The following is a 14,942-nucleotide window of genomic DNA, read 5'->3' as shown; positions in this document are numbered from 1 at the left end:
CATGGCGCAGGTAACGGTAACGATCGACGGCAAGGCCTATCGCATGGCCTGCGAGGAGGGTCAGGAAGACCACCTGACGGACCTCGCGACGCGCTTCGACAATTATGTCGGGCACCTCAAGGGGCAGTTCGGCGAAATCGGTGACCTCCGCATCACCGTCATGGCTGGCATCATGGTCATGGACGAAATTTCGGAGCTCACCCGCCGCGTCGCCGGGCTTGAATCCGAACTCGATTCGTTGCGGAACAGCAGTGATAGCGTTCTCGCGGCAAACGCCCGCACCGAGGAGGGCCTTGCGGCGGCCTTGGGTGAGGTGACGAGCCGTATCCGCAGCATCACCGACAAGCTGAACGGCCGTGCGCCCGCCGAACTCAATTAAATAGGGGCGGCGTCGCCGGCCCTCTGGCGCAGCGCCCAAATCGGCCTTATATAGCGGAGTGCGGTCTGCGCCTCTCGACAGGAACCACAATCCCTGGGGCCATACTCGATCCAAAGGGAGCTGTCCCTGACCAGGCTCGTGGGCCTGGACACACGGTGCCCACCTACGTTTGTAGGCGCCCAGGATCGTAAACATCCATCGGTTGTCGTGGATCGCACTTCCCAAAAATCCGTACACGCTTACTGCTGTTGGGGCACGATGGATATCTTTCCGTCTGCTTTCTCAATCTTGTACATCCCGATCCCGGCCCCAGGTCCCAGGCGAAGTCTGGCGTATAAGTAATCAGGTGGGGTCATGGCCGCCGTCTGTCGCTTGATCATGAAGTTATTGATCTGCTGATCCACTAGCGGCGTTTTCGATATGATCAGAAAAATCCAGCTATTCCTTCCGTAAGGCGATTTGGTGAAGTAGATTTGCGGTCGAACAAAACGTTGTCGAATTGCAGATCGGGGTCTGGATTATCCTCGATGCTGCCAATCGCGGTTTAGCTTTGGAGCGCATCTTCTTTCTTCATATTGTTTATAGCTGTTTCCTGCGCGGTAATGTTGCTTCGCAGGCCCTCAAAGGCTTCGCGGCTCTGTTCGTTGTAGCGATAACTCGCATAGATCCACCAAGCAGTGCTGAGAACGGTGCAGATTACTCCGCACGCCACTGCGACATGAAAATAGATCCGAAATCGGTGTAGAGCCCCTTCTTGATCTCGCTGTTGCTCGTCGAAGAGAACAGGTATCGATACAAGAAGATGAGACCGGTCGGAATAACACACATGAAGACGAGTGCGAAGAAAAACGGGCCGTATTTCTCGGCAGTGATCGTCGCGTGTTCCGGTTGATCTATAAGTTCCTTTAGTTTGATCAGATCGATGTCCCTCACCTCACTGAAGTATTCCCTGGACCGGGCCCATAGACGTTGCAGGTGCAGTAGGCGGAGGGCGGACCGAAGCCCGGGCATATTCCAAACTGCGTGACGCACGCGCGCGGACCCTGCGGTGGGACGCCCTGCATTTGCATCTGGTAGACGACCAGCGGCGGACATGACTGCGCCATGAGGCTGTCCGGATAGAGGCATAATCCGATCAGCAAGGCAGCAGACTTCATCGCTCAGACCCCACAATTCCCCAGGAGCACTTTGAAAGTAAAGATTGCCACAGTTAGCGCAGAATCACAACTATTGAACGAACATTACAATATTGCCCGTTATGATGGTATGCGGTTGTGGTAGACGCTGTCTATCCTGAAATGCTTTCCGGTGATCCGCTATTGAAGATTCTCGATGGAATAGGCGGACCGCGGTCCGCCGACGACAATGCCTGTCGGTTGCTCCGAATGTGACAGAGACTTCTCTTGCTTGCTGTATTGCGAGTGCTAGTTTCCGCATCTTATCGATTTAATTTCCAGGAGACTTGAGATGCAGCTTGGCATGGTGGGTTTGGGCCGCATGGGCAACTACATGGTCCAGCGATTGATGCGCGATGGCCATGAATGCGTCGTCTACGACGCGAGGCCTGAAAGCGTTGCTGATCTCGTCGGCAAGGGCGCTGTCGGCAGCGCCTCTCTCGAGGAGTTTGTTTCGAAGCTGTCGCGCCCGCGCGCGGTTTGGCTGATGCTGCCGGCGGCGATCACGGACAAGGTCATCGCCCAGCTTCTGCCGTTGCTGCACGACGACGACATCATCATCGACGGCGGCAATTCCTACTATCACGACGATATCCGGCGAGGTGCCGAGCTCATCACCAAGGGCATTCACTACGTTGACGTCGGTACCAGCGGCGGCGTTTTCGGCCTGGAACGCGGTTATTGCCTGATGATCGGGGGCGAGAAAGGAATCGTCCAGTCGCTGTCGCCCATCTTCGCGTCTCTGGCGCCGGGACAGGGAGTCATTGCTCCTTCAGAGGGGCGCACTGCTCATCCGGAAAGCACGGCCGAGCAAGGGTATCTTCATTGCGGTCCGCATGGCGCCGGTCATTTCGTCAAGATGGTGCACAACGGCATCGAGTATGGCCTGATGGCCGCCTATGCCGAAGGCCTGAATATTCTGAAACATGCCAATGTCGGTGCGGCCACGCATGCGGTCGATGCCGAAACTGCGCCTTTGGCGCATCCCGAACACTATCGTTACGATTTCAACTTGCCTGATATTGCCGAAGTGTGGCGTCGCGGGAGCGTCATCACCTCCTGGCTGCTCGACCTGACGGCCGACGCGCTGCATGTCGATCCGGTCCTCACCAAGTATGCCGGCCGTGTTTCCGATTCCGGCGAGGGCCGCTGGACGATCATGGCGGCGATCGATGAAAGCGTCCCGACGCCGGTGCTGAGTGCGGCGCTTCATGGTCGCTTCTCCTCGCGCGACAACGACGAGTTCGCCAACAAGGTGCTGTCGGCCATGCGTGCGGGCTTCGGCGGTCACGTCGAGAAGCCAAAGGGCTAGGCTGAAACTTTTCGTTTTCCAAGCCCGCGCAGCGCCGCCTGTGCGGGCTTTCCTTTTATACAGCGGGATATATTGTCTATACAACGGGATACATTGTCGAGAGATTGCATTTAGGGCAAGGGATCACGGGTCTGGCAATGGGGCGCGCGTGGCATGATGCAACTACTGATATCGATGGCATTCGCCCTCGCCGTAGCCACGAGCGCCGCGGCTCAGACCGCCAACCCGCCGTCGCCGCCTTCCACGCCCACGACTAGTGCGGCTCAACCGCCGGCGGAAGTTCGGCAGATACTCGAGCTGATGCAAACGCCACAGGTGAAGGAGTGGATGGCGACGCAAATGAAGGCGGCGCCGACAGCCACCCTGACGGAGGCCGGCGAAATGTCGGCGCTCTCCGAACTCGTCGGTCATGCGCGCCGCCATATCGAAATGGTCTCCGGGGCGGCGATGGAGTTTCCCGGCGAAGTCGAGACCGCGTCTGAAGTCGTCGAACGCGAGGTCGCGCCGACGGGCTGGCTGCTGATTACGACGGAGGTCATTGCCCTTTTTCTCACCGGAGCGATTGTCGAGCTGCTGTTCCGTCTTATCGTGCCGAAACCGCGAATCCGACGGACCGACGACGAGGTCGTCACCGTTGCCCACCACGCTGCGGCAAATCTGCTTTATCGCGTCGTTCCCGCAATCGTTTTTGCGATGGCGACACTGGTGCCTTTGCTCGCTTTCAACTGGCCTCCGATCACGCGGTCCATGGCCATCGCGATTGCAGTCGCACTCATCGTCGCCCGCTTTACCGTCGCGCTCGGGCGGCTCCTGGTCGCCCTCGTTACCTTGCCGCGTGCGGATGGCGAGCGCCAGATTTCGCGCGCCAGGGGGCTTTTCTGGTTCCGGCGTTGCGCGACCTTCGCGATCTACTTCGCATTCGGCTGGGCGGTGATCCAACTGATGGTGCCGCTCGGCTTTTCCGAGGGCGCGCGCTACTTTGTCGGCTACATTCTCGGCATCGGGCTCTTCGCCATCGCAGTGGAGGCGATCTGGCACCGTCCGGTGGAGGAGGGAGAGCATCGCAGCTTCACCGTTTCCTGGGGGCTGACGCTCTATTTCGCTTTCCTTTGGCTTCTCTGGGTTTCAGGTTTCAACCTGCTGCTCTGGCTCGGGATCTATGCCGTGCTCCTGCCGCGTGCTCTCTCGGTTGCAACGCTGGCCGTTCGTTCCCTGCACCAGGCCGAGGCGGGCTTTCTCGCCGGGCGCCGGATTGCGACTGTGCTTCTCGACCGTGGCGTTCGAGCCCTTATCATCACGGCCGCGGCTTTCTGGCTTGGCCGCATGATCGGGCTTGCGGCCGATCGCATGGTCGCCGGCGAGACCATGCTCGATCGGCTTGCCCGTGGCGCGATCGGCGGCATCGTCATCCTGCTCGCTGCCGATCTGTTGTGGCACCTGGCGCGCGCATACATCAACGGCAAGCTCGATGACTCCAGGATCGAAGGCGCGATAACGGATGAGGAAAAAGCCAGCCGCGCCCGCCTGCAGACATTGTTGCCGATCTTCCGCAATATCCTCGCCGTGGTCATTGCTGTCATTGCTGTACTGATGGTGCTGTCGGGCCTCGGGGTCGAAATTGGCCCGCTGATCGCCGGTGCCGGCGTGGTCGGCGTCGCCGTGGGCTTCGGCGCACAGACCATCGTGAAGGATGTCATCAGCGGCATGTTCTATCTTTGGGACGATGCCTTCCGTGTCGGCGAGTATATCGAGAGCGGTAGCCACAAGGGCGTTGTTGAAGCCTTCAGCCTGCGCTCGGTGCGGCTGAGGCATCACCGCGGGCCGCTGACGACGGTGCCGTTCGGCGAACTCGGCGCGGTCAGGAACCTCAACCGAGACTGGACGATCGACAAGATTACCCTGAACGTCACCTACGACACCGACCTCGTGAAGGCGAAGAAGGTGATCAAGCAGATCGGACAGCAACTGCTGGATAATCCCGACTACAGTCCACACATCATCGAGACGCTGAAGATGAAGGGCGTGGAACAGTTCGGCGAGTTCGCGATTGTCATCCGGCTGGCAATGATGACCAAGCCCGGCGAGCAATTCGTCATCCGACGCAATGCCCTGGCCATGATCCGCAACGCCTTCAAGGAAAACGGCATCGAGTTTGCTGTGCCGACGGTGCAGGTTTCGAGCGAAGGGCACGAGTCCGAGGCGCATGCAGCCGCCGCCCGCCATCTTTCGCAACGCTCGAATTCAGATGAGCCCGCGGCGTAGCATCCGGGACTCGCTTATCGGAACGGGCTAGCCTCGTTCAGTGCTTTTTTGCCGCTCCAACCCTGTCAACGTTACGAAATTGCAATGTGCGCCGGCGCGCCCTGCGCCAAATTTGCCCCAATTGGAGATGAAGCAGGCGAGATCGGCGGTTCAGGGTCGGGCAGGCTGCGCACTCATAGAGCTTGCGTGCCGCGCATGTTACGTGTTTCGGACATGATTCCCACCAAACTGGAATATTGCGGCGGTACGAGATGTCGGGACACGGCAAGTTAGAAGAAATCGAAGACGCCGACGAATCTTCGGTACGTGGATTCTTCAGGCGCTACCGTGCGCACCTGACAGCACTGGCGACGCTCGCGCTGTTCTGTCTCGTCGGCTTCGCAATCGTGCAACTGACGAACGAAGTGCGATATGACGACGTCGTTCAGGCGCTGGCCGACACCAAGGTCAGCTCGATTTTTCTGGCCCTCCTGTTCACCGGCATGAGCTTTCTTGCCCTCGTTTTCTATGACGTCAATGCCATTGAATATGTTGGCCGCAAGCTGCCATTTCCGCAGGTGGCGCTGACCGCCTTCAGCGCCTATGCGGTCGGCAATACGGCGGGCTTCGGGGCGCTGAGCGGCGGTGCAATCCGCTATCGCGCCTATTCGCGCCTCGGCCTGACGCCTGAGGAGATTGGCCGGGTCATCGCATTCGTGACGCTGTCGTTCGGCCTCGGGCTTGCGGGCGTTGCCGCTATCTCGCTCCTGATCATCGCCGATGAAATCGCGCCTCTGATCAATGTCGGCAGCCTGACCCTGCGGCTGATGGCCGGTATGGTCATTGCCGGCCTCGGCGTCATCATGTTCCTGGGACGCGAGGGGCGCGCAGTCCACCTCGGTCCCGTCTCGGTCCGATTGCCGGACTCGCGCACATGGTCGCGGCAGTTCCTGGTGACCGCCTTCGACATCGCCGCCTCGGCGACCGTCCTTTATGTCTTGCTGCCACAGGCCGCGATCAGCTGGCCGGTATTCCTGGCTGTCTATGCCATTGCGGTTGGGCTTGGAGTGTTGAGCCATGTACCGGCCGGCCTCGGTGTGTTCGAGACCGTTATCATCGCTTCGCTTGGCAGCGCAGTGAACATCGACGCAGTGCTTGGTTCGCTGGTTCTCTACCGCCTGATCTATCACGTTCTGCCGTTGCTGATCGCTGTGCTGGCCGTCTCGGCAACCGAGCTTCGCCGGTTTGCCGATCACCCGGTTGCGTCAGGCATCCGACGGATCGGCATCCGGCTGATGCCGCAGTTGCTCTCGACCCTATCGCTCCTCCTCGGCGTCATGTTGATCTTTTCGAGCGTGACGCCGACGCCGGACCAGAATCTCGAGTTTCTTGCGAACTACCTGCCGTTGCCGCTCGTCGAGGGGGCGCATTTCCTCTCCAGCCTGCTCGGGCTGACACTGGTCGTTGCGGCACGCGGTCTCGGCCAGAAGCTCGACGGTGCCTGGTGGGTGTCGATCCTGTCGGCCGCGGCGGCGTTGACCTTGTCGCTGCTGAAGGCGATTGCACTGGTCGAGGCCTGTTTCCTCGGTTTCCTGATCTTCGGCCTGTTCGTCAGCCGCCGGCTGTTTCGCAGACATGCGTCCCTTCTCAACCAGACGCTGACGGCCTCATGGCTGACGGCGATCGCCGTGATCTGCGTCGGTGCGATCGTGATCCTGCTCTTCGTCTATCGTGACGTCGAATACAGCAACGAGCTCTGGTGGCAGTTCGAATTTGCCGGCGAGGCCCCGCGCGGTCTGCGCGCCGTGCTCGGCCTTACGATCATTTCCTCGGCGATTGCGATCTTCAGTCTGCTCCGTCCGGCGACGGTCAAGCCGGAACCTGCTTCCACCGACGCGTTGCAGCGGGCGGTCGGTATCGTTGAGAAGCAGCGCTTTGCCGACGCCAATCTGGTGCGCATGGGCGACAAGAGCATCATGTTCTCGGAGAAAGGCGACGCTTTCATCATGTATGGAAGGCAGGGGCGCTCCTGGATCGCTCTTTTCGATCCGATCGGGGAGCGCAGCGCCATTCCAGAGCTGGTCTGGCGTTTCGTGGAGTCCGCACGCGCCGCCGGCTGCCGCGCAGTCTTTTACCAGATCTCTCCGGCGCTTCTTTCGCATTGTGCCGATGCAGGGCTGCGTGCCTTCAAGCTCGGCGAGCTTGCCGTTGCCGATTTGAAAACCTTCGAGATGAAGGGCGGCAAGTGGGCAAACCTGCGGCAAACCGCGAGCCGCGCGCAACGCGACGGCCTTGAATTCGAGGTTATCGCGCCGGAAGACGTTCCCGCCGCAATGGATGAGCTTGGCTCGGTTTCGAATGCGTGGCTCGAGGATCACAATGCCAAGGAGAAGGGTTTCTCGCTCGGTGCGTTCGATCCAGACTATATCGTTGCCCAACCCGTCGGCATCCTGAAGCGCGAAGGCAGGATCGTGGCCTTCGCCAACATCCTGATCACCGCCGCGAAGGACGAGGGGACCATCGACCTGATGCGGTTCTCCCCGGATGCGCCGAAAGGGTCGATGGACTTCCTCTTTGTCCAGATCATGGAATATCTGCGCGACCAGGGGTTTGCGCATTTCAATCTCGGCATGGCGCCGCTTTCGGGCATGTCGAAGCGCGAGATGGCGCCGGTCTGGGACCGCGTCGGCAGCACCGTCTTCGAACACGGCGAGCGGTTTTATAACTTCAAGGGCCTCAGGGCCTTCAAATCAAAGTTCCATCCGCACTGGCATCCGCGGTATCTTGCGGTTTCGGGTGGAGGCAATCCGATGATCGCTCTGATGGACGCAACATTCCTGATCGGCGGCGGATTGAGAGGGGTAGTGAGGAAATGATGAAAAGACACCTTCTTGCAGCCGTCTGCGCCCTGTCGCTGTCCGTTCCGGCGGCAATGGCGGCGACCGAGACGACACAGAGCTTCGAGACCGGGCTCATTCCTTCGCCGCATATTTTCCTGCCCGAAGGCGACGTGAAAGGCGCCGTTGTGCTGATCTCGGATGGCGCCGGCTGGGGCGATAATGAGAAGGCAGAGGCAAACCGTCTCGTCGAGCAGGGAGCCGTCGTCATTGGCATCGATTTCGTGGCCTATATGGAGGCGCTCAGAAACTACGACGTCAGCCAGAATGACGGCTGCATCTACATGGTTTCCGATCTTGAATCGCTGAGCCAGCAGGTACAGCGCGCGGCGGGCAACAGTGCATACCATCTGCCGATCGTTGCCGGCGTCGGCGAGGGCGGTGCGCTGGCGCTGGCGATCGCGGCGCAGACCCCGGATGCGACGATCGGCCAGACGCTGGCGATCGATCCAGTTGCCGGGATTCCGCTTACCAAGGAACTGTGCACGCCGGCGAAGAAGCAGACGGTCGGCGACCGCATGATCTATGGGCTCAGCGAAACATCGCTGCCGGACCCGATCATCGCCTCGTTTACGGCGGCAGCACAAAAGGAGGGCCGTGCGCATGTCGAAGAACTCAAGAAGCAGCACTCGGACATCGATATCCGCGATTCCGGGGACGATGCCCAGACGACGCTTGCCGACACGCTCTCGGACCTGATCGACGCCTCCGGCAGTGCTGACAATCCGCTCGGCCTCCCGCTCACCATTCTCGATGCCAAGCCGGCTTTCGACACGATGGCGGTCATCTACTCCGGTGATGGCGGGTGGCGCGATATCGACAAGGAGGTTGGTGCGGCGCTGCAGAAGCAGGGTGTGCCGGTCGTCGGCATCGACTCGCTGCATTACTTCTGGTCGGAGCGCCAGCCGCAGCAGACGGCGGACGATCTCGGCAAGATTATCGAGCTTTATCGCAAGCAGTGGAAGGTGAAGCACGTTCTGCTGATCGGCTATTCCTTCGGCGCCGATGTCGTGCCTGCCGCGTTTACGCGCCTGAAGCCGGCCGCCAAGGCAACCGTCGCGCAGATGTCGCTCCTGTCCCTGTCGCATGAGGTCGATTACCAGATCTCCGTCATGGGCTGGCTCGGCCAGAAGACGGAAGGTGCGGGCGGCGATCCGGTTGATGACCTGAAGAAGGTCGACCCCAAGATCGTCCAGTGCATCTACGGAAAGGAAGATGACGACGAGGTGGCCTGCCCTGATCTCAAGGACAGCGGTGCCGATGTGATTGCCCTTGCCGGCGATCACCACTTCGATGAGAACTATGAGCTCTTGAGCAAGACGATCATCGACGGGCTGAAGGCGCGGCTTCAGGACTAGGCTGCGTCGCGCCGCCCAGGCTAGCGCATCAACTGCTCTTCACTCCAGCCGAGAGCGGCGATATCGCCGCTCCGGAAGCGACCATCATCGGCAACGATGAATTCATCGAGCTGCGGTGGATGTACGCTCGTTCCTGCCAACATCGCATGAACCTGGCCGCGATGATGCGTCTGGTGTTGGAACAGGTGGTTCAAAACGTCTTCCATCCGCTCGCGCTGAATGCGCCCCGCACGATGGATCTCGGTCGTCGACGCCAGCTTTTCCGGCGTTGCCGGCTCGCAAAGCGCGACTAGCCGACGATCGACTTTGGCCTGCTCTGCGGCAAGCGCCGCGATGTCGTCGAATGGCTCCTCGACATCCCAGGCGGTAGGCCCAAGCGTGCCGCCTTCGAGCGCATCAACGTAAAACCAGTCGACCGTCAGAATATGGTTGAGCGTCGCCTTGATCGACGGAAAGAAGCTTACGCGTGCCGCCTCGAACTCTCCCGGCTTCAACCTGCTGCAGGCTTCATGCAGGCGATGGTTCGCAAGCGCATTGTTATAGGCAAGCTTCCGTGTGGTCCTGCATGGGTCGAAAGTCGGCATCGGTAACTCCGTTTCTTGACGGGCAACCCGCAAGCGTCAGTCGTCCTCCTGGAACAAGCGAAACTGTGCCGCTTCCAGATCCTTTGGGGGCTGCATGCCGAGGTGCTTCCAGGCCGTCGCGGTCAGGACGCGGCCGCGTGGGGTGCGCTGAATGAAACCCTGCTGAATCATGTAGGGCTCGATGATGTCCTCGATCGCGTCGCGTGGTTCGGAAAGCCCTGCGGCGATGGTTTCGATGCCGACGGGGCCGCCGCCGAAATTGACCGCGATCATGTTGAGGTAGCGCTTGTCGAGCTGGTCGAGGCCCATGTTGTCGACGAGCAGCCGGGTCAGCGCCTCATCGGCAATCTCGCGGGTGACGGCTTCAGCCTTCGCCACTTCCGCGAAATCGCGCACGCGCCGCAGCAGGCGACCGGCAATACGCGGCGTTCCACGAGCGCGCCGGGCGATTTCCCGTGCACCCTCGTCGGTCATGGGCAGGTTCATCAGGCGTGCGCCGCGTCGAACGATCAGCTCCAATTCCTCGACGGTATAGAAGCTCAGGCGGACGGGAATGCCGAAACGGTCGCGAAGCGGCGTGGTCAAAAGGCCAAGGCGGGTCGTTGCTGCAACGAGGGTGAATTTCGACAGGTCGATCTTGACAGAGCGCGCGGCTGGTCCCTCGCCGATGATGAGGTCGAGCTGGAAATCCTCCATCGCGGGGTAGAGGATTTCCTCGACGGCCGGGTTGAGCCGGTGAATTTCGTCGATGAAGAGCACGTCGCGCTCTTCGAGATTGGTCAGTAGAGCGGCGAGATCGCCCGCCTTGGCAATAACCGGACCGGACGTCGAGCGGAAATTGACGCCGAGTTCCTTCGCCATGATCTGCGCGAGCGTCGTCTTGCCGAGGCCGGGCGGGCCAACGAAAAGGACGTGATCCAGCGCCTCACCACGGTTCTTCGCCGCCTCGATGAACACCTTCAGGTTTGCGCGCGCTTCCGCCTGTCCGGTGAACTCGTCCAGCGACTGCGGCCGCAGCGTCACATCCAGGTCTTCGCCTCGTTTCTCGGCCGATATCAGGCGCGCGGCTTCACTCATGCTGGCATTTCCCAATCTTCAAACGCTCGTGACCAATACACCAAGCCGAACGCTTTTGGCACCCGCTCGGGCAATTGGATCAGCGAGCCAGTTCCTTCAACCCAAGGCGGATGAGCTTGGCGCTGTCGGCGCCTTCACCGGCGGTCTTCATTGCGGCGGCAACGGCATTGGCAGCCTGGTCGCGGGAATAGCCGAGGTTCGTCAGCGCGGATACCGCGTCGGCGACAGGGGCAGCGGCAACACCTTCACCGAGCTCCTGCTTGAGGCCGATGGTGGCCGACGCTTCTCCGGCGAAGGCCGGCGCCTTGTTCTTCAGTTCGGTGACGATGCGCACGGCAACCTTGGGACCAACGCCCTGAGCGCGGGCGACTGCCGTGCGATCCTGCAGCGCGATGGCGTTCGCCAGTTCGCTTGGAGGCAGGGTCGAAAGGACGGCGAGCGCCACCTTTGCACCAACGCCCTGTACGCTCTGCAGGAGAATGAACCACTCTCTCTCGAGCGCGGTCATGAAGCCGAAGAGCTTCAGCTGGTCTTCGCGAACATAGGTCTCGATGAAAAGCACACAGGCCTCGCCCACCGAGCCGAGGCGGGAGAGCGTGCGCGCCGAGCAGAAGGCGACGTAGCAGACGCCGTGGACATCGACGAGGACGTAGTCATCGCCGATTTCATCGATGGTGCCTTTGAGCTTGCCGATCATGCAAATGGTCCGTTCGGTGGGTTTTCAGTGAAGATTAGCCGGCAAGCGCCGCCTGCCGCATGCGGCTGCTGCCGCGGTTATGAGCGTGGCAGATGGCGATGGCCAGCGCATCAGCCGCGTCGTTGCCCTTGAATTCGACCTTGGGCATCAGGATTTTCAGCATCATGTGGATCTGCTGCTTCTCGCCGTGGCCGACACCGATGACCGCCTTCTTGACAGCGTTTGGCGCATATTCGGCGACGGGCAAACCGGCGCGGGCAGGGACCAGCATGGCAATGCCGCGTGCCTGCCCGAGTTTCAGCGTTGCAACGGCGTCCTTGTTGACGAAGGTTTGTTCGACGGCAGCCTCATCAGGCTGATAGCTGTGCACGACTTCCGCCAGGCCATCGTGCAGCTGGCAAAGGCGCGAGGCCAGGTCCAGGTCGCCGTCCGAGGTGACCGTACCGGACGCGACGAAGCGCAAGGAATTGCCGAGCGTGTCGATAATTCCCCAGCCCGTGCGGCGCAGGCCCGGATCAACGCCGATGATGCGAATCGTATTTTGCATGCTTCACCCTATTGCACTCGCCAAATAACTGCCATCGATATGTGAACAAAACAAAAACATTCCTTGTTTTTGCCACACGCTGTTTACGGCAATTTAAGCTCCATAGCCGACTTTTGATCCACAAAATGTCAGAGGAACTCCCTTCTCAGGAAGGCAAGGTTCCCGTTTTCTGTTTTCAGGTCAGCCGGCAGGATGTTCCACGCTCTGCCGGTATGAGCCGTTCCGGAAGGGTTCATCGTTCATGGTTCAGAGATTTAAATCCCTGTCCTTCAAGGTCATCGCGACATTTATACTGCTGACCGCACTGTCGATTGCGGTCATCAACGTGCTTGCTTACTTCGCCAGCAGCCGCATTTCCGGTGAGCAGGCACTCAAGGCGAAGGAGAGCGTCCTGATCTTCCGCGGCGACATGCTGCAGGATCAGCTTGAGCAGTTGGAAAACCAGGCGAACTCGATTGCGCGCATCGAAGCGTTGCAGATGTCGATTACAAGCCTGAAGAGCGGTTGGAAGACAATCGAGAAGACGTCGGGTGATGCGCGCGCCGAATTGAAGAAGGTGTTCATCACCAACAATCCGAACCCGGCCGACCAGCGCGAAAAACTGGTGAAGCCGCAGGCACCAAGCGGCTTCTACTACTCCAACCATGAAACGACGCAGGGTGAAGTGGCCCGCGACCTGGAGAATACCGCCTTCAGCGACCTGCTGATCGCCGATCTCGATGGCAACGTCCTCTACTCCTACAAGAAGAACGACGATTTCGCGGAGAACCTGAAGACCGATGCATGGAAGGCGACCGGCGCCGGCCTTGCCTTCGCCAAGGCGATCGCCAACACCGCAAAGGCGACTGACGATTCCGCCCCCACCGGCTTTTCCGGTCTTCGCGTCGACGCGGCGAACGGCAAGTCGGCAATCTTCTATGCCGTGCCGATCGTCAAGCTCGGCGCGGCGAAGGGCGTGATGCTCTTCAAGGTCCGCGACAACATCATCACCAGCATTCTCGCCAAGGGCATCGTGTCCGGTAGCACGGCGCATGCCGCTATCATCTCGGATGACGGATCGGCGATCGGCGTAAACTCGTCCGGCCAGCTGGCAACGCTCGATACCACGCCTTTCACCTTCGCGAAGGACGCGCTGTCGGCCAAGGGCATGACGGTCGACGACTTCGATCGCGCCGATGGCTCGGCACGAGCCTATGTTCGCGGCATCGATTATCAGGGCTCCCGCTTCCTCGTCGTGGAAAGCGTCCGCATCAGCGAACTCAATGCTGGCTCGCTGGAGATCGCCACGCTCCTGACGATGATTGCGTTTGGTGTTCTGATCATCATGGCCGTGGCAACCTGGGCCATCACCAAGCTGCTGTTCTCGCCGCTTGCCCGGCTCGCGGACGTCACGCGTGACGTCGCCGACGGCAACCTCGAAGTCGAGATCGGCAGCCAGAACCGCGGCGACGAAATCGGCACGATGGCCAAGGCATTGGCGCGGTTCAAGCAGTCGCTTGTCGAGAGCCGCGACCTGGAAGCTGCCAGCAACGAAACGCGGGCTCGCGCGGAGCGGGATCGCCAGCAGCACATGGCTGAGCGCGAGGCGGAAGCACGGACCCTGCAGGAAGTCGTCCAGGCGATCGACGAGGGCCTGCATCACCTTGCCAACGGCGATCTTGCCCATCAGATCGAGACCCGCTTCCCGAACGAACTCGAAGGCCTCCGGGTCAACTTCAACGAGGCGCTGGCTACCCTCAGCGAAACGATGACGGCGATCGGCGGCAACTCCATGGCCGTGCGTTCGGGTTCCGAGGAAATGCGCACCGGTGCCGATGAGCTTGCCGGTCGGACCGAGCGGCAGGCCGCCTCTATCACCGAGACCGCGAATGCGATCGATGCGATCACCCAGTCGGTCCGCGTTCAGATCGAGCGTGCGGAGCAGGCCGAACGCATCGCCCGCGACGCCAAGCGGGAGACGACCGGCTCCAGCCAGATCATGCGCGAGACAATTGCCGCGATGGAGGCGATCCAGGCGTCGTCGCGCCAGATCAATTCGATCATCGCCGTTATCGATGCGATCGCCTTCCAGACCAACCTGCTGGCGCTCAATGCCGGCGTCGAGGCTGCACGGGCAGGCGAGTCCGGTAAGGGCTTCGCCGTGGTCGCCATGGAAGTGCGCGAACTGGCACAGCGTTCATCGAGTGCCGCAAAGGAAATATCGAGCCTCTTGCAGAAGTCCACGCATGAAGTGGAGATGGGCGTGTCGCTCGTTGAGCGTGCCGGCGACGCGCTGACGGGGATCGGCAGCCATGTGGAGGCAATCAACGGCCAGATCAGCGAGATCATGGAAACGACGCGCGAGGAAGCCGACACCCTGCGTCAAATCAACTCCGCGGTCTCAGAGCTTGATGCGATGACGCAGCAGAATGCCGCCATGGTCGAGGAAACGACGGCTGCGATCCATCGGCTCGCGACCGAAGCGGTCGAAATGGACCGGCAGCTGGCGAATTTCACGCTGGCGCAGGCGGAACATCACCAGGGCGCCGAGGTACACCTGCTGCGACGTCGGGCTTGAACCGTGATCGGCAGATGAACGAGGGCCGGGAGACCGGCCCTTTTTCTTTCCCGCTCGTTTGGAATGGGCCGAGCGGCCACCTACATAGACCTGTCCTTCCAATTACCGACAGGCTTCG

At 60.6% G+C, this 14,942-nt stretch carries 11 protein-coding genes and 1 other RNA gene; 7 read left to right on the top strand and 5 right to left on the bottom strand.

Going from position 1 to position 14,942, the window contains the following annotated elements:
• Position 1: 1 nt before the first annotated feature.
• Together C934_RS0122565 and ssrS are read left to right on the top strand one after the other, a co-directional pair.
• On the top strand, positions 2-379 hold the full coding sequence (locus tag C934_RS0122565; protein ID WP_018858861.1) for a cell division protein ZapA: 378 nt from the start codon (positions 2-4) through the stop codon (positions 377-379).
• A 59-nt stretch (positions 380-438) separates the two neighbouring features.
• A non-coding RNA gene (ssrS, locus tag C934_RS33960) (6S RNA) lies at positions 439-597 on the top strand.
• A 478-nt stretch (positions 598-1,075) separates the two neighbouring features.
• Here ssrS and C934_RS0122555 read toward each other — a convergent pair.
• Complete coding sequence (locus tag C934_RS0122555) at positions 1,076-1,312, bottom strand: hypothetical protein (RefSeq protein ID WP_156828784.1); 237 nt, start codon at positions 1,310-1,312, stop codon at positions 1,076-1,078.
• Positions 1,313-1,846: 534 nt separating this feature from the next.
• Here C934_RS0122555 and gnd point away from each other — a divergent pair.
• The 4 genes from gnd (at position 1,847) to C934_RS0122535 (ending at position 9,362) form a co-directional block, all read left to right on the top strand.
• Complete coding sequence (gene gnd, locus C934_RS0122550) at positions 1,847-2,866, top strand: phosphogluconate dehydrogenase (NAD(+)-dependent, decarboxylating) (protein ID WP_018858858.1); 1,020 nt, start codon at positions 1,847-1,849, stop codon at positions 2,864-2,866.
• Between the two features lie 153 nt (positions 2,867-3,019).
• Positions 3,020-5,128 carry a mechanosensitive ion channel domain-containing protein gene (locus C934_RS0122545; RefSeq protein ID WP_018858857.1) on the top strand — a complete coding sequence of 703 codons (2,109 nt, stop codon included), beginning with the start codon at positions 3,020-3,022 and terminating at the stop codon, positions 5,126-5,128.
• A 251-nt stretch (positions 5,129-5,379) separates the two neighbouring features.
• Complete coding sequence (gene mprF, locus C934_RS0122540; RefSeq protein WP_018858856.1) at positions 5,380-7,983, top strand: bifunctional lysylphosphatidylglycerol flippase/synthetase MprF; 2,604 nt, start codon at positions 5,380-5,382, stop codon at positions 7,981-7,983.
• On the top strand, positions 7,980-9,362 hold the full coding sequence (locus C934_RS0122535; protein ID WP_025660890.1) for a virulence factor family protein: 1,383 nt from the start codon (positions 7,980-7,982) through the stop codon (positions 9,360-9,362). Before mprF ends, C934_RS0122535 begins: the two co-directional genes overlap by 4 nt.
• A gap of 20 nt (positions 9,363-9,382) precedes the next feature.
• On the opposite strand, the gene C934_RS0122530 is transcribed toward C934_RS0122535, so the two are convergent.
• The 4 genes from C934_RS0122530 to ruvC form a co-directional block, all read right to left on the bottom strand.
• On the bottom strand, positions 9,383-9,946 hold the full coding sequence (locus C934_RS0122530) for a DinB family protein (protein ID WP_018858854.1): 564 nt from the start codon (positions 9,944-9,946) through the stop codon (positions 9,383-9,385).
• Between the two features lie 36 nt (positions 9,947-9,982).
• Positions 9,983-11,023, bottom strand: coding sequence for a Holliday junction branch migration DNA helicase RuvB (gene ruvB / locus C934_RS0122525; protein ID WP_007527359.1), 1,041 nt, complete (start codon positions 11,021-11,023; stop codon positions 9,983-9,985).
• Between the two features lie 79 nt (positions 11,024-11,102).
• Positions 11,103-11,720 (bottom strand): Holliday junction branch migration protein RuvA, encoded by a 618-nt coding sequence (gene ruvA / locus C934_RS0122520; RefSeq protein ID WP_018858853.1) that lies wholly within the window; start codon positions 11,718-11,720, stop codon positions 11,103-11,105.
• Between the two features lie 34 nt (positions 11,721-11,754).
• Positions 11,755-12,267 carry a crossover junction endodeoxyribonuclease RuvC gene (ruvC, locus tag C934_RS0122515; RefSeq protein WP_018858852.1) on the bottom strand — a complete coding sequence of 171 codons (513 nt, stop codon included), beginning with the start codon at positions 12,265-12,267 and terminating at the stop codon, positions 11,755-11,757.
• A 241-nt stretch (positions 12,268-12,508) separates the two neighbouring features.
• Between ruvC and C934_RS0122510 the strand changes: the two genes are divergently transcribed.
• Positions 12,509-14,824, top strand: coding sequence for a methyl-accepting chemotaxis protein (locus C934_RS0122510; RefSeq protein WP_018858851.1), 2,316 nt, complete (start codon positions 12,509-12,511; stop codon positions 14,822-14,824).
• Positions 14,825-14,942: the final 118 nt, after the last annotated feature.

This window comes from Rhizobium sp. 42MFCr.1 (assembly GCF_000377185.1).
GTDB classification, from domain to species: Bacteria; Pseudomonadota; Alphaproteobacteria; order Rhizobiales; family Rhizobiaceae; genus Rhizobium; species Rhizobium altiplani.
This window is presented reverse-complemented; position numbering and strand designations above follow the sequence as displayed.

What these genes read in the sequence shown, in the direction of transcription:
- C934_RS0122565 (WP_018858861.1), top strand. Translation starts at nt 2, where the DNA reads ATGGCGCAGGTAACGGTAACGATCGACGGCAAGGCCTATCGCATGGCC.
- gnd (WP_018858858.1), top strand. Translation starts at nt 1,847, where the DNA reads ATGCAGCTTGGCATGGTGGGTTTGGGCCGCATGGGCAACTACATGGTC.
- C934_RS0122545 (WP_018858857.1), top strand. Translation starts at nt 3,020, where the DNA reads ATGATGCAACTACTGATATCGATGGCATTCGCCCTCGCCGTAGCCACG.
- mprF (WP_018858856.1), top strand. Translation starts at nt 5,380, where the DNA reads ATGTCGGGACACGGCAAGTTAGAAGAAATCGAAGACGCCGACGAATCT.
- C934_RS0122535 (WP_025660890.1), top strand. Translation starts at nt 7,980, where the DNA reads ATGATGAAAAGACACCTTCTTGCAGCCGTCTGCGCCCTGTCGCTGTCC.
- C934_RS0122530 (WP_018858854.1), bottom strand. Translation starts at nt 9,946, where the DNA reads ATGCCGACTTTCGACCCATGCAGGACCACACGGAAGCTTGCCTATAAC.
- ruvB (WP_007527359.1), bottom strand. Translation starts at nt 11,023, where the DNA reads ATGAGTGAAGCCGCGCGCCTGATATCGGCCGAGAAACGAGGCGAAGAC.
- ruvA (WP_018858853.1), bottom strand. Translation starts at nt 11,720, where the DNA reads ATGATCGGCAAGCTCAAAGGCACCATCGATGAAATCGGCGATGACTAC.
- ruvC (WP_018858852.1), bottom strand. Translation starts at nt 12,267, where the DNA reads ATGCAAAATACGATTCGCATCATCGGCGTTGATCCGGGCCTGCGCCGC.
- C934_RS0122510 (WP_018858851.1), top strand. Translation starts at nt 12,509, where the DNA reads ATGGTTCAGAGATTTAAATCCCTGTCCTTCAAGGTCATCGCGACATTT.